This is a genomic window from Mesorhizobium sp. WSM4312 (assembly GCF_002294875.1).
Lineage (GTDB): Bacteria > Pseudomonadota > Alphaproteobacteria > Rhizobiales > Rhizobiaceae > Mesorhizobium.
The window spans coordinates 202,620-223,300 of sequence record NZ_NSFU01000010.1; the positions used below are offsets into that span (position 1 = coordinate 202,620).

Genomic DNA, 20,681 nt, shown 5'->3' on the forward strand with positions numbered 1-20,681 from the left:
CTGCCCCGTAAGCAAAGGCAATACTCCCATGAACGCAATCAAGATTCCGGAAGTCATAGACCATCACCGCCGGCGCCTGTTCGGCATCGCTGCGGCTACCGTCGCCCTAGCTCAGCTAGGGGCGGTCCGAAGCTCGAATGCTCAGGACGGAGAGCAGACCGCTGTGGTCAGCGCAACAGGATCGCGCACCGCGTTCGCGGCGCTAAAGCAGATCGATGCTGGTCTGCTGAACGTTGGATATGCCGAGGATGGCCCAGCGGATGGGCCTCCCGTCATACTGCTGCATGGCTGGCCATACGACATCCACAGTTATGTCGATGTCGCGCCACTGCTTGCGGGAGCCGGCTATCGGGTAATCATCCCTTATCTGCGCGGCCACGGCACGACGCGGTTCCTGTCGGATGCCACGCTTCGCAACGGGCAGCAGGCCGCGCTGGCGGTCGATATCATCGACCTGATGGATGCCCTGGGCGTCGAAAAGGCGATCGTCGCCGGCTACGACTGGGGCGCACGGACGGCAAATATCCTTGCCGCGCTCTGGCCCGAGCGCTGCAAGGCCATGGTGTCAGTCAGCGGCTATCTGATCGGCAGCCAGGCGGCCAACAAGGCGCCGTTGCCGCCGCAGGCCGAACTGCAATGGTGGTATCAATTCTACTTCTCGACAGACCGCGGCCGCGCCGGCTATGCGAAATACACGGATGACTTCGCCAGGCTGATCTGGAAACTCGCCTCGCCGCACTGGAACTTCGACGACGCGACTTTCGCCAGAAGCGCCGCCGCGTTCCGGAATCCCGACCACGTCGATATCGTTATCCACAACTACCGTTGGCGGCTCGGCCTTGCAGAAGGCGAGCGCCGCTATGACGAGCTAGAGGAAAAGCTCGCCAAAGGCCCGGTGATCAATGTGCCAACGGTCACGCTCGAGGGCGACGCGAACGGCGCCCCACATCCCGTTCCCACGGCCTATGCGAAGAAATTCTCTGGCAAATACGAGCATCGGCTGATCACTGGCGGCATCGGGCACGACCTGCCGCAGGAAGCGCCCGAGGCGTTCGCAAAGGCCGTCATCGACGTCGACAAGTTCTGAGTGCGGACGGAGCGAGCGCATGAGACGCAATCTTGTAATTGCAGCCGTCATCACCGTGTCGATCGCTCTCGCTATCGGCTGCGTGGAGATCGACATCGTTCGAGCTCAGAACAACACGGAAGCCTCGCCGATCTATGGCGTGACGATCCCGGACGGTTACCGCAGGTGGGAGCTCATCGCGCCAGCCCTGGAAGGCGACCCGCTGAACGAGCTTCGCGCTGTCGTGGGAAATACAGTCGCAATGGATGCCTATCGAAATAGCACGCTGCCGTTCCCGGACGGTAGCGTGCTGGTCAAGCTCGCTTGGAAGCGCATGCAGTCGGCCGAGTTCGAACCCGCTTCGGTTCCTGGCGCCGCCACAACGGTGCAGGTCATGGTCAAGGATTCGAAGAAATACGCGTCGAGCGGCGGCTGGGGTTTCGCGCGGTTCATTAATGGCAAGCCAGTCGACGAAGCGCAGCACGACACATGCTTCGCCTGCCACGAGGCGCGTGTCCAGGGACACGACTACGTCTTTACCCGCTACGCGCCGTAACTCGGTTCCCACGCAGAGAAACGCAGGGCGAACACGAGGGCGAGTTTGCGGCATCCCAGCCCCTCCCCTGCGCTCGACGCGGTGAAGACCGCACCCCACAACGAAAGGATGTTCCAATGAAAATCTTGCTCGCAGGCCTCGCAATTATCGCGGCCACGTTCGGTAACGCACAAGCGCAGCCCGACAAACCCACCATCGTCCTGGTTCACGGCGCCTTCGCCGACTCTTCGAGTTGGAACGGTGTCGTTGAGATTCTTGAAAAGGACGGCTTTTCCGTCGTGGCGGCAGCCAATCCGCTACGAGGCGTCAGAAGCGACGGAAACTATGTCGCCGGCGTGCTTTCCTCGATAAAAAGCCCGGTCGTTCTCGTCGGCCATTCCTATGGCGGGTCGGTGATCAGCGACGCTGCCGATGGTCATGCCAATGTGAAGGCGCTGGTCTATGTAGCCGCATTTGCGCCGGAGGCGGGTGAAACCGCTGCGCAACTTGCCGGAAAGTTTCCAGGCAGCACGCTGGGTCCGACACTTGCTCCTCCTGTCGCGCTGTCAGGCGGTGGAAAGGATCTCTACATTCAGCAGGACAAGTTCCACGATCAGTTTGCCGCCGACGTTCCCGAAGCGCAAGCCAGACTGATGGCCGCAACGCAGCGGCCGATCGCGGAAGCCGCCCTCAACGAAGCTCAGGCCAAGGCTGCTTGGAAGAGCATTCCAAGCTGGTTCATCTACGGCGACGCGGACAAGAACATCCCGCCGCGAGCATCTGCCTACATGGCTGAACGGGCTCACGCCCGCGAAACGATCGCGATTAAGGGTGCTTCGCATGTGGTGATGGTGTCGAATCCTGGGCCCGTAGCGCGGCTGATCGAGAATGCCGCCAGGGAGATATCGCGATGAAAGCCGTCGTCATGAACCGCACCGGGGGACCTGATGCGCTCGAAATCGTCGAGCGCCCCGAAACTGCTCCCGCGAGCGCACAAGTTCTGGTCGAGGTCGCCGCGGCGGGCGTGAACTTCATGGACATCGGCGTCCGCCAGGGCATGGCCTGGACGGAAACGCCCAATCCCAAGGTTCTGGGCGTAGAGGGTGCCGGGCGGGTACTCGCCGTGGGCGATGGAGTCGAGCATTTCCGGCCCGGACAACGGGTTGCCTGGGTGTACGCGCCTGGAAGCTACACAGATCGAGCGATGGTACCGGCGGACGCGCTCGTGCCGATTCCGGACGGGATCGATGATCGTACGGCGGCGTCCGTGATGATGCAGGGGCTGACTGCCAGCCACTTCGCCACCGACTTCTATCCCGTTCAACCCGGCGACGTGGCGCTGGTCCATGCGGCGGCGGGCGGCGTCGGATTGCTGCTCACCCAGATCATAAAGCTGAGGGGCGGGCACGTGATCGGCCGCGTCTCGTCCGCAAACAAAACCGCCGTGGCAAGAGAGGCCGGAGCAGACCATGTGATCGTGGACACCGAGGGGCGATTCGCCGAGGAAGTCGTTCGCCTGTCCGGTGAAGGCGTGCACGTCGTCTACGACGGTTCCGGTCCGAAGACCTTTCAGGCTTCGCTCGACTCCTTGCGCCGCTCCGGCACCTTCTGCTGGTACGGCCCGGTGCTGGGCGGTCCCGGACCGCTCGACATCATGAGCCTGCCGAAAAGCATCAAGATCGGCTACGCAAGGTTCTTCGATCATATCCACACGCCGGCACTGCTTCGCGCCCGCACCGGACAACTATTCGACTGGATCGCCAGCGGCGACCTGAAGATCCGGATCGGCGGCGTTTACCCGCTCGCCGAAGCAGCATGCGCACATGCCGATTTGGAAAGCCGTGGCACGACGGGAAAGCTTCTGCTCATCCCCTGAGCCATCCGGTCTTCCTCACGATACGATATTCGCGAGGCGTCAACAGGCAAAGTTTCCGGGATCACTCCGCCGGTTGGCGCGCCGACATTCACAAGCAAACGTCTCGTCGCGGCTGACCAGCGATCAGCGCGTCATAGGCCGCGCCATGAACGATCCGAGCGCGGGAGAGCCCGCCTCCGACCCGCAGCAGCTGGAGCCCATGCTGGTAGCGAGACAGCATGCGGGCGACATCGATGGCATGGTCGCGCTTTTCGAGGCGGATGCCGTGATCGACTGCGGCTGTGGACGTTCTCTGCGCGGTCATGAAGCCATTCGTGACTACTATGCGGAGATCGTTGCGTCTGGACGAAAGTTTGCGGTCGGAGGACAGCGGCCGGCGCTTATTTGCGGCAAACTTGCCCTCACCTCGACCCGACTTGCCGACGGCGACGTCACCAGCGAGGTTGCCCGGCGGCAGGCCGACGGCTCCTGGCTTTGGGTGATCGATCGCTATTCGGTCGCTTGGGATTAGGCCTTCCGGGAAACCGGCCGGCCACGTCGCCCCGGGCACGTCAACACACTGCGGCCGTCATGGCCGCAGTCCTTGCGTTCGGCAATCCGGGTGCGGCTAGCGCCGCAGCGCGTACACGCCCGCCATGGGTTCGCCGGGGACGGGCAGCGCCGTGTCGTCGTCCAGGAGTCGCGTGATCCGGGCAAAGCCGGTGAATGCCTTCCTGGCCTCCTCCGCCGACATCTGCCCCGCCAAAGCTGCCGCGCAGCAATTCAGCGCGCACTGATACACTGGCCCACGTCGTCCCGTCGGCCATTTACGCAAGAAAACCATCGCCTCGGCGACACTATCCACTTCTTCTACAGGGTACCCCTGCCCGCGCGATATCCGCACGGGCGCAAAGAAATGCAGGTAGTCCATCGTTTCCTCCCGGTCGATCGCGATGCCGCCCGATCGAACCTTATGAAACGCACAGTCTTGCGGTTGGTTCCATACAGAAAGCGGAACCTTTAAAAAATCTTTTGGTCGATGGTCGCCAGCTAAACCGTGGGGAAGTGGCAGGCCACTTTGCGGCCGGGTCGATACTCCCTCAGCTCCGGCCGCTCGGTGCGGCATCGCTCGACCGCGATCGGGCATCTTGGATGGAAACGGCAGCCTGATGGCGGCTTGAGCGGGCTCGGCACGTCGCCGGTGAGGATGATGCGCTTGCGCGTCCCGCTGGGCATGGTCTCGACGACTGGAACCGCCGAGATCAGCGCCTGGCTGTAGGGATGGGCTGATGTCGCGAACACATCTTCCGCCGGCCCTTCCTCGACGATCGAGCCGAGATACATGACGGCGATGCGGGTCGACACCTGGCGTACCACGGACAGGTCATGCGCGATGAAGATGTAGGTGAGATTCAGCTTCTCCTGCAGGTCGGCCAGCAGGTTGACGATCTGCGCCTGCACCGAGACGTCGAGCGCGGAGACCGGTTCATCCAGCACGACCAGATCGGGATTGAGCGCGATGGCCCGCGCGATGCCGACCCGCTGGCGCTGGCCGCCGGAGAATTCGTGCGGATAGCGGATGGCATGGTCCGGCAGCAGGCCGACGAGCTCAAACAATTCCGCGACGCGTGTGGTGATCTCGCGCGACGAAAGCTTGCCATGGATGCGCAGCGGCTCGGCCACCAGATCACCGACGCGCCGGCGCGGGTTGAGCGAGGCCGACGGGTCCTGGAAGACCATTTGCAGGCGGCGGCGCAGCGGCCTCAACTCGGACAGCGATTTCGAGGTGATGTCCTCGCCTTCGAACAGCAGCTCTCCGTCGGATATGTCGTAGAGCCTCACCAGGCAGCGCGCCAGCGTCGACTTGCCGCAGCCGGATTCGCCGACCAGGCCGATCGTCTCGCCGCGCCGCACGATCAGCGAAACATTGTCGACCGCATGGACGGTTCGCTTGCCGTCGGCGGAGAAACGGGTGCCGATCGAGAAGCGCTTGCCGAGTGAACGCGTTTCGAGGATAGGGCTGTCGATCATAGGTCCGCTCATGCCCGCGCCACCCGGAAGCACGCCGCGGCATGGGTGCCGATGCCAAGCTCTGGCTTGCCGGCCACGCAGGGCTCGTAGTGCACCGGGCATCGCGGGCCGAAGGCGCAACCCTGCGGCAATCGCAGCAGCGATGGCGGCGAACCGGGAATGGCCGGCAGGCGGCGCGGCTTTTCGCCGGTCAGCGGCGGGATCGAACCCAGCAGCGCCCGCGTATAGGGATGCCGCGGGTCGGAAAACAGATCCGTGCGGCTGCCACGTTCCACCACGCGGCCGGCATACATGACCATCACCCGGTCGGCGAGTTCGGAGACCACGCCCATATCGTGCGTGATGAACACGACCGCCGACTTGTGCGTCGCGCGCAGTTTTCTCACGAGGTCGAGTATGCCGGCCTGCACCGTGACGTCGAGCGCGGTGGTCGGCTCGTCCGCCACCAGCAGCGCCGGATTGCAGGACAATGCCATCGCGATCACCGCGCGCTGCCGCATGCCGCCCGAAAGCTGATGCGGGTAGCGCGACATCGCCTCGTGCGGATTGGGAAAATTCACCTCGGCCAGCAGTTCTTCTACGCGCACGATCGCCTTGGCCTTGCTGATATTCTGGTGCGCGCGGATCTGTTCCGCGATCTGCCAGCCGATCGTGTAGACCGGCGTCAGCGCCGTCATCGGATCCTGGAAGATCATCGCGATTTCGTTGCCGCGTAAACGACGAAGCTCCCGCGCGGGCAGTCCGACGAGCTCGCGGCCCTTGTAGCGGATCGAGCCTTCGATGCTGGCGTTGGGATCGGTGATGAGGCCCATCACCGCCAGCAGCGACACCGTCTTGCCGGACCCGGATTCGCCGACGACGCCGAGAATCTCGCTTTCATCGAGGTCGAACGAAACACCATCGATGGCCCGGACCAGACCGTCATTGGTGCGGAAGGATACTTTGAGGTCGCGCACCGACAGTATCATGATGTCCTCAGGCGCGGATCGAGAAGGATGTAGACGAAATCGACGACCGCATTGGCGATGACCACGAACATGGACGCATACATCACCGTTGCCATGATCATCGGCAGGTCGAGATTCTGCAGCGCGTCATAGGTGAGCTTGCCGATGCCGTGCAGCCCGAACACCACCTCGGTCAAAAGGGCCGAGCCGCCCACCAGCGCGCCGAAGTCCAGGCCGAACAAGGTGACGAAGGCGATGAGCGATGTGCGCAAGGCGTGGCGGAGCAGGATGCGCGTCTCCGACAGGCCCTTGGCCCGGGCCGTGCGGATAAAGTCCTCCTGCAGGGATTCGATGATGGCGGCGCGCAGCACCCGCCCGTAAATGCCTATGTAGAGAATGGCCAACGTGATCCACGGTATGATCAGCGTCAGGAACCAGCCTTTGGGATCGTCGGAGAAATTCTTGTAGCCAAGCGGCGGGACCCATGAGAATGCCCAGCTGTCGTGGTAGCGGCTCTGGGTGATCAGGTTCATCACCTCGCCCAGCCAGTAGACCGGCATGGAGATGCCGAGCAGGCCCAAAGCCATCAACAGCTTGTCCAGCCAGCTGTCGCGGGTGGCGGCGGCAACGATGCCGATGATGATGGAGACAACCACCCAAAGGATCGCCGCCCCGAACACCAGTGAGAGCGTGACCGGGATCGAATCCATGACCGCCGGCACCACCTTCCAGCCGCGATTGACGAAGGAGGTCAGGTCGCCGGTGACGAAGATCTTCTCCATCATCTTCACATATTGCACGTAGAGTGGCCGGTCGAAGCCGAAATTGTGGCGCACCGCGTCCAGCACTTCGGGCGTTGCATTGCGCCCGGCGATGCGCGCCGCCGGGTCGGCGCCCGGCGTCGCGAAGAAGATCAGGAAGACGATGACCGAGATACCGAACATCACGAACAGCATCTGACCGAAACGGCGCAGGATGGCGTAGATCATCAGTCGCGCCCCAACCGAACCTTGGAGCGCGGGTCGAGCGCGTCGCGCAGGCCATCGCCGAAGACATTGAGCGCCATGACGGACACCGCGATGGCCAGGCCCGGCACCAGCGCCACCAGCGGCCTGGTGTAGAGCAGCGCCTGTCCGTCCTGGATGATGGTGCCCCAGCTGGCGGCGGGCGGCTGCACGCCGATCGACAGGAAGGAAAGTGCGGATTCCGTCAGCATGTTCAGCGCCATCATCAACGGTACGAAGACGATGAGCGTGGTGGTGATGTTGGGCAGGATATCGCGCCACAGGATGCGCCATCCCGGCACGCCGAGATTGATCGCGGCCAGCACGAATTCGCTGTGGCGCAGCGACAGCACCTGCCCGCGTATCGGGCGCGCCACATAGGGCACATAGACGATGCCGATGATGATGACCGGCAACCATAGGCTGCCGGACTCGATATCGATCGGCCCGATCCTGATGCCTTGCGCGATGGTGACGATGGAAAGCGAAATCGCCAGCAGATAGATCGGGAACGCCCACAGGACATCCAGCAGGCGCGACAGCACCGTATCGGTGATGCCGCCGAAATAGCCTGCGATCAATCCCGCCGCCGTGCCGATAATCAGGGTGAAGATGGTGGCCGCCCCGGAGATCAGCAGCGAGCTCAGCCCGCCATAGAGCATTCGGGCCATGACGTCGCGCCCCTGGCTATCGGCGCCGAGGAAATAATTGCCGAGCCGCCAGGTCGGACCGAGCGGCGTGTAGCCGAGCCCCAGCCCCTCGGTCGATTGTTCCATCACCGGAACGTCGGCGCCGTCGATCTGGATGACGGCGTCGAGCGTCGAGGCGAAGGGGTCCACGCCGGCCCACTTCGCATAGAGAGGCGCGCTGAGGCAGGCCAGCACGATGAGGAGGAACACGGTCAGGGATGCCATGGCAGCCCTGTCCCTTGCCAGCTTCGCAAACGCGACGGCCCAGGGCCCTCGCGTCTTGCGTGGCATGGCGACGGCTTGGTTCGACACGGACGTGCCCCTCCGCAGTTCGTTACTGCACCCAGGACTGGGTGATCATCCAGTTGAACTGCCGGTTGAACTTGAAATTGCCAACCCGTTTGCTGACGAAGTCAAGCCGCTTCGGCGTGAAGAGGCCGACTGCCGGTGCCTTGTCGGTGACCTGCTTGTCGATTTCGGCCCACATTTTGTCCGCGGCCTTCTGGTCGGTCACGCCGAGATCCAGCGCCCTTTGCATCTTGGCGTCGATGTCCTTGTCGCAGAAGCCGGCGATGTTGATCGAGGCATCCGAACCCTCACGGAAGGAGGCGCAGCTGAACAGGATGTTCAGGAAGTCGGAAGCCGCAGGATAGTCCTTGTACCATTGGGTGACCGACATCTGCACCTTGTTGTTGGTGTTCTGGATGTAGGTGAACTGGATGTTGGACGAGATCGGCTTGACGTCGGCGACATAGCCGATGGTGGTCAGAACGCTCTGCAGGTAGACGCCGATCGACCGCGAAATGGCGGTGTCCTCGACGATAATGGTCACCTTCTGGCCCTTGGTGCCCGACTCCTCGACGAGTTGCTTTGCCTTGTCGAGATCCGGCGCCGACCATTTGGCACCGGGGTTCTTGGTGAAGGGGCAATAGTCCTCATGGCCGGGGAAATCCGGCGGCAGGACCTGACAGACCGGCGAGGCCAGCACCTTGCCGCCGAACAGCTTGACCAGCGTGTTGCGATCGATCGCATAGGCAACGGCCTGGCGCGCCTTTTCGTTGTCGAACGGCGCGAGACGGTTGTTGAGGGGTGCATACCACCATGCCGAAAGCGGCGAGATGTGCAGCTGGTCCATGGACTTGCTGCCAAGTTCGCCCAGGCGGTCGCTCGGCAGCGCGTCGAACATCCAGTCCGCTTCGCCGTTCTGGATCGCCGTCACGGCCGCTTCCTCGGAGAGGCCGAAATCATACTGGACGACATCCGGGTAGCCGTCCGGTTGCGCTTCCTCGCTCCACTGCTTGAAGTTCGGGTTGCGCGACACCGTCATGCCCTTGTTGGGGTCGAAGGCGGAGATCATGTAGGCACCGGTGCTGGGAATCGGCTTGGAGCCCATGTCTTCGGCGGGCGTATCCGCCGGCAGCACCACGGCATGCGGCAAGGCAAGCTTGTAGAGGATCTCTGCGTCCGGCTTGGTGAGATTGAGGGTGATGGTACCGGCCGCTTCATCACCGACGACGCCGCCTTCCAGCGTGCAGTTCTTGGTATCGGCCAGGCATTTGTCGGCGCCGACAATGCCGGCATAGAAGGTGCCGGAAGTCGGCCCGGAAACCTTGAAGATGCGCTGGAAGGAGGCGACGACGTCCTTGACGCCCATATCCTGGCCGTTGGAGAACTTGATGCCCTTGCGCAGCTTGAAGGTGAAGGTCTTGCCGTCATCGCTGACCTGCGGCAGCGCCTCGGCCAGATCGGGGACGATGGTGAAGCCGTCCATGCCCTCGGCCTTGCGGAAGGCCACCAGGCCGTCATAGATCGGCTGGTACATCTGCCAGCCCTGGTCGGTATAGTTGATGTGCGGATCGAGCGTTCCCGCCGCGGAGCGGGCCAGAAGGCGGATGGTGCCACCTCGGTGCTCCTTGAGATATTCAGCCTGTGCCGGAGCGAGCCACGTGCCGGCCAGCAGTGCCGCGGCTGATGCGGCCAAAAGCAGTTTCTTCATGTCTTGGTTCCCCTTTTCTCAGTTGTCGTTGTCGTCCAGGAAGTCGCCCACCACCCGCATGCACGCGTCCTGCTCTTCGACATGCGGCATGTGGCTGGAATGCTCGAATATCTCCCAGCGCGATCCCTTGATGCCGTCCTTGAAGGGCTGCACGGTCGCGGGCGTGGCCTCGTCGTAGCGTCCGGAGATGATCAGCGTGGGAACATCGACAGCCTGCAGGCGATCGACGATGCTCCAGTTCTTCAGCGTTCCGATGACATGGAACTCGTTCGGCCCGTTCATCAGATGATAGACCGTCGGGTTGCGCACGACCTGGTCGAAGGTCTCCGTCACCTCCGGTGGGAAAGGCACGACCCGGCAGACATGCCGCTCGTAGAACACCATCGTCGCAGCCTGGTAGGCCGGATCTTCCGTCGTGCCGGCCTGCTCGTGCCGGGTCAGTGTCTCCTGCACGTCCCCAGGCAGGTCGGCGCGCAACCGGTTGGCCTCTTCGACCCAAAGCCTCATGGAAGCCGGCGAGTTGGCGATGGTCAGCGACTTCAGGCCTTTCGGCCGCGTCACCCCATACTCGGCGCCCAGCATGCCGCCCCAGCTCTGACCCAGCACATGGAAACCCGCGCGGATGCCGAGATGATCGATCAGGTTTTCAAGCTCGTCGATGAAAAGCCGTGGCGTCCAGAAATCGGCGCCTTTCTCCGGCAGCAAGGTGGAATTGCCGCAGCCCAACTGGTCGTAGTGGACGACGGCGCGGTCCCGTCGGGCGAGATGCTTGTAGGCATCGACGTAGTTGTGGGCGGCGCCCGGCCCGCCATGCAGGACCACCACCGGGGCCTTGTCGGCATCGAGATCGCCAGAAATACGATACCAGGTCTCGTAACTGCCGAACGCGGCTCGTCCCTCCTTGCTAGCGACCTCTGACGACATCCCGGTTCCCACCACGTTTGAACGCATTTCGTTTCCGTCCCCGACAGCAGGCGCCTAGTTCAGCCTGGTCTGCACCCACTCTTCCAGCATCTGCACGCCGAACGCCGTCGCGCCTTCGCGGCCGAGCGGACGATCCGCGTCGGCCATTTCCTTGCCGGCGATGTCGAGATGCACCCAGGGACGATCCTCGGTGAAATGGCGCAGGAACGCCGCCGCGTAAGGCGCGTCACCGTCTTCCATGTCCTTGGCGTGGTGCCGGATGTCAGCGAAGGGCGATTGCAGGCCCTCGTCATAGGCCTTGTCGAGCGGCAGTTGCCAGAACCGCTCGCCAACCGTTTCTCCGGCAGCGATCATCTGCGACGCCATGGCATCGTCGGTGCTGAAAAGACCGGCAAAGACCGATCCCAGGCCGCGCATCACCGAATAGGTCAGCGTCGCCAGATCGACGATCACCGACGGGTTGAAGCGCGAGGCGGCATAATAGAGGCAATCGGCCAGGATCAGGCGCCCTTCCGCGTCCGTGTCGAACACCTCGACCGTTTGTCCTGACGCCGTGGTGATGATGTCGCGCGGCTTGAGCGCGGTGCCGGACGGCATGTTCTCGGCAATGCCGAGAACACCGACGGCATGCACAGGGCTGCCTTGCCGGGCAAGCGCGATCAGCAGGCCGACCACGGCAGCCGCGCCGCCCATATCGGCCTTCATGTCGAACATCTGCTCGCCGCGCTTGATGCAGATGCCGCCGGAGTCAAAGCACACGCCCTTGCCGACGAAAGCCATCGGTTGGGAAGGAGCCCCCTTGCCGCGATAGCGCAGCACCGCGACGCGCGGCGGCCGCACCGACCCTGAGCCTACGGCCAGGATCGCGTTCATGCCGAGTTCCTTCAGCCGCGCCGGATCGAGTATCTCGACATCGATGCCGGCTTCGCGCAGCGGCTCCAGATGATCGTGGAAATTGTCGGGATGGAGATGGTTCGGCGGCAGGTTGACCAGCGTGCGCGCATATTCGACACCGTCCGCTATGGCATTGATCCGCGCCAGTGCCGGGGTCAGCTCCGCGCTGCTTGGTCCGACCAGCTGTACCCGCAAGGTCCGGTCCGCTCCCGCCCCCTGGCGCCGGTTGCGCATGTCGAAACGATAGCGCCGCAGCCGCATGCCCAGCGCGACGCGAGCCAGGATCTCGGCTGCGGGCAGGTCGATGCCATCAATGGGGTCGAGGACAAGCGTCGCGGCGCACTCGCACTTGCCTTCCAGATGCGCGGCAAGCAAACCGCCGGCGCGCGCCAGTGACAGGGCGGTTACGGCCTCGGCCTTGCCAAGGGCCAGGACGATCACCCGCCGGGCCGATAGGCCCTGGGGGGCGATGAGATCGATACAGGCGCCGGATTCGGCCAGGGTGGCCGGATCGGAGCAGGCACGCGACAGGATCCCGCTCATCTCGGCGTCCAGTGCCGCTGCCCGCGGGCCAAAGCCTGCCTGGGCAGTTCGCAAGATCACGACGACTGCGGTTTCCGCGGAAATCCCGTCCGCCGTTTCAAAGACCGGCACTGGCGATTGAGGCATAGGCTGGCATTCTCCCATTCGCTGACGACTCCGGCCTCGGCTCAGCGTGCATCGCTTCGCCCGCCAATGGCGAAAACCTGTTGCCAGTCTCTGCCGTTGGTGAATGGTGCCGGAGGCCCCAAAAAATCGTTTTCCGATGGCGACTTAGCCGCTCTTGCCTTTTGGGTAGCGCCGAACAGGCCAGGCGATCAAACGCCAATTTTGCCCAAGTCGATTGACAAAAACTCAACTGACAATTCATGATCGGCCAATGGCCCTACCTTCACTCAATGGCATGCGCGCTTTCGAAGCCGCCGCACGTCTCGGCAGCATCAAGGATGCAGCGGAAGAGTTGCACCTGACACCCTCGGCCATCAGCCGCCATATCCGTGCGCTCGAAAGAAATCTCGGCCAGGATCTGTTCGAACGCGGCTTCCGCCAGATAACGCCGACCATCAGGGGCTCCTACTATGCACGCGGCCTCTCCGAAGCGTTCGAGGCCATCTGGCGCGCCACCGACGACGTCAGCCTCGCCGATGGCCCAAGCCACGGCAGGACCCAGCGCGTCCGGGTCTTGTGCGTCCCGGCGGTCCTGAACCTTTGGCTGGCGGACCGGTTGCCGAACTTTCGCAAGCTGCATCCGACCGTGGAGTTGGAGATCTCGACGTCAGGCAAGCGCGCCAACTTCGATTTGGCCATTGTCGACGAGTTCGTCTACAAGGCCGGCCCGGCCTTGACGCTTTTGATCCCGCTGGTTCTGACGCCGGTCTGTGCACCCTCATTGCTGGATGGGCCTGTGCGGCTGCGATCGCCCGCCGATCTGGTCAACCATCATCTTATCCACGAATGCGAGAGCATGAGATGGAAGCGTTGGCTGGAGCAGGAAGGCGTTTTGGACACGACGCCGAAGTCCAGCACGACGCTGGATGACTGCACGCTGATCATGCGCGAGGCGATCAATGGTGCCGGAATAGCGCTCGCCGACACGATGATGGCACAGGATCTTCTGCAGCAAGGCAAACTTGTTGCGCCGTTTCAGGCCCGCCATACCTATCCGGCCGGCATCTACCTGCATCAGCGCCGCAGCATCGGCAACAAGCCCGGCACCGGCCTGTTTCAGGACTGGTTGTTGTCCGAAGTCGAGGACCACAAGCGGGTCATGGCCATCGCCTAGGCGGAGAAGCGGCACCCGAATTCGAATCACCAGAACTGTTGGTATTCAACTGCGGCCCACCATTGCGCCCCCTCGATAATCGCGGTTCGCATTGAATATCTTTAAGGCCAAAGCCGGCAAATGGATCGGTTGCCGGTTCCCCAACGTCAGGCTTAACCTGCACGGCTATCGCGTGGAGGCGCGTGGCCAATCAAGGGGAGGACATTGCAGTGACCATACAAGGCGCATCGCCTGACCTGTACAACGAGGATCTCGCTCCGGCCAAAGTTCGAAACTGGGGACCATTCTCGATCTTCAACGTCTGGACATCGGACGTCCACAGCCTGTGGGGCTACTATCTCGCCGCCAGCCTGTTCCTGTTCTGCGGCGGCTTCGTCAATTTCATCATCGCCATCGGCATCGGCTCGCTGATCATCTACGCGCTGATGAACATGGTCGGTTATGCCGGCGTCAAGACCGGCGTGCCCTACCCCGTGCTTGCTCGCGCGTCCTTCGGCATCTGGGGCGCCAACATCCCGGCATTGGTGCGCGCCATCGTCGCCTGCTTCTGGTACGGCGCGCAAACGGCCGCCGCCTCCGGCGCCATCGTGGCATTGTTGACCCGTCTGCAATGGTTCGACGAATTCAACAAGACCTCGCATCTTCTCGGCCATTCCACCCTGGAGGTGATCTGCTTCGTCATCATCTGGGCGCTGCAGCTGCTGATCATCCAGAAGGGCATGGAGACAGTGCGCCGCTTCCAGGATTGGGCGGGGCCTGCCGTCTGGGTGATGATGCTGCTCCTGGCCATCTATCTCTGCGTCAAATCGGGGAGCTTCGCCTTTACCAGCGATATTCCGATGGACGTGCTGCGCGAAAAGACCGCCGATGCCGGCATTCCGGGCGATCCCGGATCGTGGACGGCGCTCTTCGGGGTCGCGGCGATCTGGGTGACCTATTTCTCAGCGCTCTATCTCAATTTCTGCGACTTCGCCCGCTACGCGCCGGACAAGGCCGCACTGCGCAAAGGCAACATCTGGGGGCTGCCGGTCAATCTGATCCTGTTCTCACTGGTCGCCGGCGTCACCACCATTGCCGCCTACGACGTCTACCACGAAGTGCTGCTGCATCCCGACCAGATCTCGGCCAAATTCGACAGCTGGTTCCTCGCGGCGCTCGCCGCCCTGACCTTCGCGGTTGCCACGCTCGGCATCAACGTCGTCGCCAACTTCGTCTCGCCAGCCTTCGACTTCTCCAACGTCTTCCCGCGTCAGATCGACTTCAAGAAGGGCGGCTACATTGCAGCACTTATCGCACTTGTGCTCTATCCCTTCGCGCCGTGGGAAGGCAGTGCCGCGCATTTCGTCGGCATCATCGGAGCGACGATGGGGCCGATCTTCGGCGTCATGATGGTCGACTATTACTTGATCCGCAAAGGCGAGGTCGACGTCGAGGCGCTGTATCGCGAGGACGGCGAGTTCCGCTTCCAGGGCGGCTGGCACGTCAATGCCTTCATCGCCGCCGGCATCGGTGCTGTCTTCTCGTCGATATTGCCGAACTTCACCAACTGGCTGCCGTCCTGGTGGGGCGTCTATGGCTGGTTCTTCGGCGTCGCGATTGCCGGCATCATCTACTACGTGCTGCGCACCGCCGCCGTGGGTGCGGGCGCCAAGATAGCGAAGGCCTAAACAAGGGAATAAGGCAATAGGGCAGTAGGTGAGTAGGGAAATACTGCCCTACTGCCCTACCATCTCAGCCAATTTGCGCACCGTGTTCCAGTTGCGCGACGTGCCTTTGCCAAGGCGCTTGTGATTGGCGGCCGCAAGCAGCCGCGAGCTTGGCCGTTCGCGCGAAAACACAAGCCATATGTCGCCGCCGATCAGGAGCACCTTCTCGTCCTCGGCGGCATAGGCCTGAAGCCCCAACAGGACATCTTCGGCCACAGGCTTGCGCATCACACGCACCGCGACCTGATCGCCGGCTTCCTCCGATTCGGTTGGGAACGGATTGCGCGAAGCGAGTTTTCGCCAATCTCCAGCGCCACGGACAATGATGTCGACGTGGCGGCCAAAGGCCGTTTCGAAGGCGGCCTCCAGCCGCTTCTCAAGCGTAGCAGTCGCGGTCCTCTCAGCCTCGAAGACCAGGTTGCCCGTCGCCACCAGCGTGCGAACATTCCTCAAGCCGAGGCCTTCCGCCATCGCCTTGAGGTCTGCCATGACGACCCGGCGCCCCTCGCCCAGGATGATGCTGTAGAGGAGCGCGACATAGGTCTGCATGACAGGCTCCGCCCTGGCGGGCGCCTACACCAGGCGAGACTGTTCCACAGCAGCCTCGATGAAGCTGGCGAACAGCGGATGCGGATCGAGCGGCCGGCTCTTCAGCTCAGGGTGATACTGCACGCCGATGAACCAGGGATGGTCGGGATATTCGACCGTCTCCGGCAGCACGCCGTCTGGCGACATGCCGGCAAACACCAGGCCGCAATCCTCCAGCCGCTCCTTGTAGTCGATATTGACCTCGTAGCGGTGGCGGTGGCGTTCGGAAATCTGCGTGTCGCCATAGATCTCTGCGATCTTGGAGCCCTTGGCGAGGTCGGCCTGATAGGCGCCCAGACGCATTGTGCCACCGAGATCGCCGGTTTCCCGCCGCTTCTCCAGCATGTTGCCCTTCAGCCATTCGGTCATCAGGCCGACGACGGGCTCGTTGGTCGGACCGAACTCGGTCGAGGAGGCATGCTCGACACCCGCCAGCGACCGCGCCGCCTCGATGCAAGCCATCTGCATACCGAAGCAGATGCCGAAATACGGCACCTTGCGCTCACGCGCGAATTTCGCCGCAAGGATCTTGCCTTCGGAGCCGCGTTCGCCAAAGCCGCCGGGAACCAAAATGCCATGCACCTTTTCCAGCCACGGCGCTGGATCCTCCTTTTCGAAGATCTCCGATTCGATCCAGTCGAATTTGACCTTGACGTGGTTGGCCAGGCCGCCATGCGAAAGCGCTTCGATCAGCGATTTGTAGGCATCCTTGAGGCCGGTGTATTTGCCGACGATGGCGATGGTCACCTCGCCTTCGGGGCTGTGGATGCGGTCCGACACCTTCTGCCAGGGCTCCATGCGCGGCTTCGGCGCCGGGTCGATGCCAAAGGCGGCCAGGACTTCCGAATCGAGCCCTTCCTTGTGGTAGGCCATCGGCACGTCGTAGATGTGCGGCACGTCGAGCGCCTGGATGACGGCACTTTCCCGGACATTGCAGAACAGCGACAGCTTTCTGCGCTCTTCCTTGGGAATGGCGCGGTCGGCGCGGACCAGCAGGATGTCGGGCGCTATGCCGATGCCGCGCAGTTCCTTGACCGAATGCTGGGTCGGCTTGGTCTTCAGCTCACCCGCCGTCGGGATGTAGGGCATCAAGGTCAGATGCACGTAGACGGCATTGTTGCGCGGCAGGTCGTTGCCGAGTTGCCGGATCGCCTCGAGGAACGGCATCGCCTCGATGTCGCCGACCGTGCCGCCGATCTCGCACAGCACGAAATCATAGTCGTCATTGCCGTTGAGGACGAAATTCTTGATCTCGTCGGTGACGTGCGGAATGACCTGCACAGTGGCACCGAGATAGTCGCCGCGCCGCTCGCGCTCGATGATGTTCTTGTAGATGCGGCCGGTGGTGATGTTGTCCTGCTGATTGGCCGAGCGGCCGGTGAAGCGCTCGTAGTGGCCAAGGTCAAGATCGGTCTCCGCACCGTCATCGGTGACGAACACCTCGCCATGCTGGTACGGCGACATCGTGCCGGGATCGACATTGAGGTAGGGGTCAAGTTTTTTGATGCGTGCGCGATAGCCTCGCGCCTGCAGGAGAGCCCCAAGGGCCGCTGCGGCTATGCCTTTTCCAAGTGAGGAAACCACGCCGCCTGTGATGAATACATATCGCGCCATGGGAGTCATCGCTTAACGCGGCTGGATTGATTCCGCCAGAGAAAAAACCACCGCGAAGGTTTTTTCCCAAAAAGGCGTCGGACCATGATCCCGAAGAGTGGAACCCGGTTTCTCGGACAAACGGTTTCCGTTTGTCCAGGGATCACGACCGGACAGGCTTGGTCGTGAACGAGGCAAAACAAAAGGGCCGGCTGAGCCGGCCCTTTCGGCAGGATGATGGAACCGTCAGATGATGACGACTTTGGTGCCGACCCGGACGCGGCTGTAGAGATCCATGACGTGCTCGTTGATCATGCGGAAGCAGCCATTGGAAGCGCTGGTTCCGATCGACTGCGGCGCGATGGTGCCGTGGATGCGCAGATGCGTGTCCTTCTTACCGTCATAGAGGTAGATGGCGCGGGCGCCGAGCGGGTTCTGGCCGCCGCCGGGCATGCCGTCCTTGTACTGCCCGTAATGCTTGGGTTCGCGCTTCTGCATGTCGAGCGTCGGGATCCAGCGCGGCCATTCCTGCTTGTCGCCGACCGCGACCGTGCCCTTGAACTGCAGGCCTTCACGGCCGACCGCGATCGCGTAGCGACGCGCGGTCGAAAACGATTCGACGAGATAGAGCCGGCGCGCGCTGGTGTCGATGACGATGGTGCCCGGCTCATAGCCGGTGAATTCCACATCCTGCGGCACGAATTCCGGCTTCACCTTGAACGGCTTCTTGGCGTCCTTCTGGGCGAGAGCCTGGTCGAGAGCCCGCGTCTCGGGCAGATAGCTGATCGACGAGCCGGACGAGGTGCCGCCGAACAGGCCGGCGAACAGGCCGCGACTCGGCTGCTTCTGGCCGATGACCTCGCTTCGAAGCTCACCATTGTTGCCGCTCAGAGCGACATTCATCGCCTCTGCCGGAAGCGGCTCGGCTGACTGGATTGGTGTGATCGGTTCGATCGGCTCGATGACCTTTGTGGTCTTCTTGGCGGGCTTGGCGTCAGTCACTTCGGCGGTTGCAGAAGCGCTCTTCCCCCTCTTAGCAAGGAAGGCCTGCCGTTCGGCGTCGGCCTTGGCCTTGGCCGCCTCGCGCATCGCCAGCTTCCTGGCTTCGAGCGCCTTGGCCTTGGCGTCTTCCTTGTCGGCGGCGATCTTGGCCTCGATTTTCTTGATCTGGGCGAGATCGTCCGGTGTCGGGCTTTTCTTCTTCTTGAGAGCCTTCAACTGCGCCGCATCGCTCTTGACTGCGACGTTGATTGCGTCGGTTTTGTCGACCGACTGATTGGCGGCCAAATTGGCCGGTACGCCGGCGAAAGCCGGGGAACTCAAGCCGAGTACGGCGCAAAGTCCCAGGAAAATGAAGCTGCGAAGCTGCATGGCGAAGATCCGATCGTTCAATGCTTGTTGCCCACGGCGTCGCCCGGCGTCCCCCAAGGACACCGAAAATGCCGCGCGCAATCTATAGTCGAATAAGCGCGGATGCCTCAAGCACGAGACCACGCTGCTGCCCGTTGAATCTTCGTGATCGCGCAGCATTTGCCGCGACTGTGTTCAAACGATCACAGGTCGCGTTTTGGACCAGATGGAGGTTACTGGTTCGGGACCTGCGGTGCCGCGGGCGCCGTGTTGTTGGTGCCGTTCTTTGCCGGCGGCGTCGCACCAGAGGCGGGCGCGGTGGCCGGAGCTGCCGGCGCAGGCGTCGTCGCCGCGCCATTGCCCGAAGGCGGGGTCGGGGTGGTGCTGCCGGCCGGTGCCGGAGTCGTCGTGCCAGGCAACTGGTTGAGCACGCCCTTCCCGGCGGGGACGCGATCGAGAATATCGATCGGCTTTTCGCCGTAGCGGGCAATGATCGACAAGGTCAGCGACGTGACGAAGAAGGCCGCCGCCAGGATCGCCGTTGCCCGGGTCAACGCGTTGGCGGCGCCGCGCGCCGTCATGAAGCCCGATCCGCCACCAATGCCAAGGCCGCCGCCTTCGGAGCGTTGCAGCAGCACCACGCCTACGAGGGCGAGCACGACCATGAGATGGATGACGATCAGTACGGTTTGCATAGTTTATCCTGGCAAGGCCTTGCCCGGCCGCGGACACGACCGGTGAATTGGAGGCGGCTCAATACAATGCTTTCACGGCATTTCCAAGCCCGTGGCCGGAATATGGGAAGCAACGCGCCCTTTGCAACGAATTTGAACGGGACGAGCCCCGTCCTTCGTCGTGAAACTTAGCCTGAAATGCTGCGATAAGCCTCGGCGATACCGAGGAAATCGGCTGCTTTCAGGCTGGCGCCGCCGACCAGGGCGCCATCGACATTCCTGACGCCCAGCAGTTCCACCGCGTTGGACGGCTTGACCGAGCCGCCGTAGAGAATACGCATCCTGGCGGCAGCGGCACCAAGTTTCTCGGAGAGCTTTTCGCGGATATGCGCATGCGCTTCGGTCACATCGGCCGCGGTCGGCGTCAGGCCGGTGCCGATCGCCCATACCGGCTCATAGGCGATGACGGTGTTGGATGGCGTGGCACTCGGCGGCACCGAGCCGGCGACCTGGCGCGACAGCACGTCGAGCGTGGCGCCCGCTTCACGCTGTTGCTGTGTCTCGCCGATGCAAATGATGGCCACGAGCCCGGCACGCCATGCCGCGGCGGCCTTGGCCTGGACCGTCGCATCGTCCTCGCCGCGTTGTTCGCGGCATTCGGAATGGCCGACAATGACATGGCTCGCGCCGGCATCCTTCAGCATCTCCGCCGAGATGCAGCCGGTGTAGGCGCCGCTTTCCTTGGTGTGGCAATCCTCGCCGCCGGCATGGACCGGCGTGCGCGACAAAATCTCCGCTGCATGAGAGAGCAGCGTCGCGGGAACGCAGACCAGGGCCTCGGTCTCCGCGTCGAGCCCGCTCATGAACCCGTTGCCGATCATCCTGAGTTCGTTCAGCGAAGCGCTGGTGCCGTTCATTTTCCAGTTGCCGGCGACAAGCGGGCGAATTCCTGGCGTCATGGTCTGCTTCTCCGGGCAATATCAGGCTCTGGCCCTCACTACCAAAAT

20 protein-coding genes are annotated in these 20,681 nt (G+C 62.9%); 7 read left to right on the forward strand and 13 right to left on the reverse strand.

The window, feature by feature from the left end; genetic code table 11:
* The first annotated feature begins 43 nt into the window (after positions 1 to 43).
* The 5 genes from CK228_RS18745 (at position 44) to CK228_RS18765 (ending at position 3,988) form a co-directional block, all read left to right on the forward strand.
* The gene (locus tag CK228_RS18745; RefSeq protein ID WP_095774476.1) at positions 44 to 1,087 is read left to right on the forward strand and encodes an alpha/beta hydrolase; all 1,044 of its coding nucleotides are present in this window, start codon (positions 44 to 46) and stop codon (positions 1,085 to 1,087) included.
* A 19-nt stretch (positions 1,088 to 1,106) separates the two neighbouring features.
* Complete coding sequence (locus CK228_RS18750; protein WP_095788794.1) at positions 1,107 to 1,622, forward strand: cytochrome P460 family protein; 516 nt, start codon at positions 1,107 to 1,109, stop codon at positions 1,620 to 1,622.
* A 116-nt stretch (positions 1,623 to 1,738) separates the two neighbouring features.
* The gene (locus tag CK228_RS18755; protein ID WP_095788795.1) at positions 1,739 to 2,515 is read left to right on the forward strand and encodes an alpha/beta hydrolase; all 777 of its coding nucleotides are present in this window, start codon (positions 1,739 to 1,741) and stop codon (positions 2,513 to 2,515) included.
* A complete protein-coding gene (locus CK228_RS18760) occupies positions 2,512 to 3,477 on the forward strand; it encodes a quinone oxidoreductase (protein WP_095788796.1) in 966 nt (321 codons plus the stop codon). Before CK228_RS18755 ends, CK228_RS18760 begins: the two co-directional genes overlap by 4 nt.
* Before the next feature lie 145 nt (positions 3,478 to 3,622).
* Positions 3,623 to 3,988, forward strand: coding sequence for a nuclear transport factor 2 family protein (locus tag CK228_RS18765; protein WP_095788856.1), 366 nt, complete (start codon positions 3,623 to 3,625; stop codon positions 3,986 to 3,988).
* A gap of 96 nt (positions 3,989 to 4,084) precedes the next feature.
* Here the strand turns inward: CK228_RS18765 and CK228_RS18770 are convergent, their stop codons facing one another.
* From CK228_RS18770 to CK228_RS18805, 8 genes are all read right to left on the reverse strand, one after another.
* Positions 4,085 to 4,387, reverse strand: a complete 303-nt coding sequence (locus tag CK228_RS18770; RefSeq protein ID WP_095774370.1) for a DUF982 domain-containing protein — start codon at positions 4,385 to 4,387, stop codon at positions 4,085 to 4,087.
* 119 nt (positions 4,388 to 4,506) lie between these two features.
* Entirely contained in the window at positions 4,507 to 5,499 is a 993-nt protein-coding gene (locus CK228_RS18775) for an oligopeptide/dipeptide ABC transporter ATP-binding protein (protein WP_245438065.1), read from the reverse strand.
* Complete coding sequence (locus CK228_RS18780) at positions 5,496 to 6,455, reverse strand: ABC transporter ATP-binding protein (protein WP_095788798.1); 960 nt, start codon at positions 6,453 to 6,455, stop codon at positions 5,496 to 5,498. Before CK228_RS18780 ends, CK228_RS18775 begins: the two co-directional genes overlap by 4 nt.
* Positions 6,452 to 7,423, reverse strand: a complete 972-nt coding sequence (locus tag CK228_RS18785) for an ABC transporter permease (RefSeq protein ID WP_095788799.1) — start codon at positions 7,421 to 7,423, stop codon at positions 6,452 to 6,454. Before CK228_RS18785 ends, CK228_RS18780 begins: the two co-directional genes overlap by 4 nt.
* Positions 7,423 to 8,439 carry an ABC transporter permease gene (locus CK228_RS18790; protein WP_095788800.1) on the reverse strand — a complete coding sequence of 339 codons (1,017 nt, stop codon included), beginning with the start codon at positions 8,437 to 8,439 and terminating at the stop codon, positions 7,423 to 7,425. The genes CK228_RS18785 and CK228_RS18790 overlap by 1 nt, the downstream gene beginning before the upstream one ends.
* Before the next feature lie 22 nt (positions 8,440 to 8,461).
* Positions 8,462 to 10,123 (reverse strand): ABC transporter substrate-binding protein, encoded by a 1,662-nt coding sequence (locus CK228_RS18795; protein ID WP_095788801.1) that lies wholly within the window; start codon positions 10,121 to 10,123, stop codon positions 8,462 to 8,464.
* 18 nt (positions 10,124 to 10,141) lie between these two features.
* Complete coding sequence (locus CK228_RS18800) at positions 10,142 to 11,047, reverse strand: proline iminopeptidase-family hydrolase (protein ID WP_095788802.1); 906 nt, start codon at positions 11,045 to 11,047, stop codon at positions 10,142 to 10,144.
* A gap of 54 nt (positions 11,048 to 11,101) precedes the next feature.
* Complete coding sequence (locus CK228_RS18805) at positions 11,102 to 12,610, reverse strand: leucyl aminopeptidase (protein WP_095788803.1); 1,509 nt, start codon at positions 12,608 to 12,610, stop codon at positions 11,102 to 11,104.
* 250 nt (positions 12,611 to 12,860) lie between these two features.
* Here CK228_RS18805 and CK228_RS18810 point away from each other — a divergent pair, with 250 nt between their 5' ends.
* Positions 12,861 to 13,763, forward strand: coding sequence for a LysR substrate-binding domain-containing protein (locus tag CK228_RS18810; RefSeq protein ID WP_095774364.1), 903 nt, complete (start codon positions 12,861 to 12,863; stop codon positions 13,761 to 13,763).
* Between the two features lie 209 nt (positions 13,764 to 13,972).
* Positions 13,973 to 15,430, forward strand: coding sequence for an NCS1 family nucleobase:cation symporter-1 (locus tag CK228_RS18815; protein ID WP_020628874.1), 1,458 nt, complete (start codon positions 13,973 to 13,975; stop codon positions 15,428 to 15,430).
* A 48-nt stretch (positions 15,431 to 15,478) separates the two neighbouring features.
* On the opposite strand, the gene CK228_RS18820 is transcribed toward CK228_RS18815, so the two are convergent.
* The 5 genes from CK228_RS18820 to tpiA all read right to left on the reverse strand — a co-directional run bounded on the left by CK228_RS18820 (position 15,479) and on the right by tpiA (position 20,633).
* Entirely contained in the window at positions 15,479 to 16,018 is a 540-nt protein-coding gene (locus tag CK228_RS18820; RefSeq protein WP_095788804.1) for a DUF1697 domain-containing protein, read from the reverse strand.
* Positions 16,019 to 16,042: 24 nt separating this feature from the next.
* Positions 16,043 to 17,680 (reverse strand): CTP synthase, encoded by a 1,638-nt coding sequence (locus CK228_RS18825; RefSeq protein WP_095774362.1) that lies wholly within the window; start codon positions 17,678 to 17,680, stop codon positions 16,043 to 16,045.
* Between the two features lie 216 nt (positions 17,681 to 17,896).
* Positions 17,897 to 19,021 (reverse strand): L,D-transpeptidase, encoded by a 1,125-nt coding sequence (locus CK228_RS18830; RefSeq protein WP_095774474.1) that lies wholly within the window; start codon positions 19,019 to 19,021, stop codon positions 17,897 to 17,899.
* 212 nt (positions 19,022 to 19,233) lie between these two features.
* Complete coding sequence (gene secG / locus CK228_RS18835) at positions 19,234 to 19,695, reverse strand: preprotein translocase subunit SecG (protein ID WP_095774361.1); 462 nt, start codon at positions 19,693 to 19,695, stop codon at positions 19,234 to 19,236.
* Between the two features lie 167 nt (positions 19,696 to 19,862).
* Entirely contained in the window at positions 19,863 to 20,633 is a 771-nt protein-coding gene (tpiA, locus tag CK228_RS18840; RefSeq protein ID WP_095774360.1) for a triose-phosphate isomerase, read from the reverse strand.
* Positions 20,634 to 20,681: the final 48 nt, after the last annotated feature.

Excerpts from the sequence above, each read along its gene's own strand:
- tpiA (WP_095774360.1), bottom strand. The coding sequence starts at position 20,633 with ATGACGCCAGGAATTCGCCCGCTTGTCGCCGGCAACTGGAAAATGAAC.
- CK228_RS18775 (WP_245438065.1), bottom strand. The coding sequence starts at position 5,499 with ATGAGCGGACCTATGATCGACAGCCCTATCCTCGAAACGCGTTCACTC.
- CK228_RS18750 (WP_095788794.1), top strand. The coding sequence starts at position 1,107 with ATGAGACGCAATCTTGTAATTGCAGCCGTCATCACCGTGTCGATCGCT.
- secG (WP_095774361.1), bottom strand. The coding sequence starts at position 19,695 with ATGCAAACCGTACTGATCGTCATCCATCTCATGGTCGTGCTCGCCCTC.
- CK228_RS18770 (WP_095774370.1), bottom strand. The coding sequence starts at position 4,387 with ATGGACTACCTGCATTTCTTTGCGCCCGTGCGGATATCGCGCGGGCAG.
- CK228_RS18780 (WP_095788798.1), bottom strand. The coding sequence starts at position 6,455 with ATGATACTGTCGGTGCGCGACCTCAAAGTATCCTTCCGCACCAATGAC.
- CK228_RS18825 (WP_095774362.1), bottom strand. The coding sequence starts at position 17,680 with ATGACTCCCATGGCGCGATATGTATTCATCACAGGCGGCGTGGTTTCC.
- CK228_RS18795 (WP_095788801.1), bottom strand. The coding sequence starts at position 10,123 with ATGAAGAAACTGCTTTTGGCCGCATCAGCCGCGGCACTGCTGGCCGGC.
- CK228_RS18820 (WP_095788804.1), bottom strand. The coding sequence starts at position 16,018 with ATGCAGACCTATGTCGCGCTCCTCTACAGCATCATCCTGGGCGAGGGG.
- CK228_RS18830 (WP_095774474.1), bottom strand. The coding sequence starts at position 19,021 with ATGCAGCTTCGCAGCTTCATTTTCCTGGGACTTTGCGCCGTACTCGGC.
- CK228_RS18755 (WP_095788795.1), top strand. The coding sequence starts at position 1,739 with ATGAAAATCTTGCTCGCAGGCCTCGCAATTATCGCGGCCACGTTCGGT.
- CK228_RS18785 (WP_095788799.1), bottom strand. The coding sequence starts at position 7,423 with ATGATCTACGCCATCCTGCGCCGTTTCGGTCAGATGCTGTTCGTGATG.
- CK228_RS18810 (WP_095774364.1), top strand. The coding sequence starts at position 12,861 with ATGGCCCTACCTTCACTCAATGGCATGCGCGCTTTCGAAGCCGCCGCA.
- CK228_RS18800 (WP_095788802.1), bottom strand. The coding sequence starts at position 11,047 with ATGTCGTCAGAGGTCGCTAGCAAGGAGGGACGAGCCGCGTTCGGCAGT.
- CK228_RS18805 (WP_095788803.1), bottom strand. The coding sequence starts at position 12,610 with ATGCCTCAATCGCCAGTGCCGGTCTTTGAAACGGCGGACGGGATTTCC.
- CK228_RS18760 (WP_095788796.1), top strand. The coding sequence starts at position 2,512 with ATGAAAGCCGTCGTCATGAACCGCACCGGGGGACCTGATGCGCTCGAA.
- CK228_RS18765 (WP_095788856.1), top strand. The coding sequence starts at position 3,623 with ATGAACGATCCGAGCGCGGGAGAGCCCGCCTCCGACCCGCAGCAGCTG.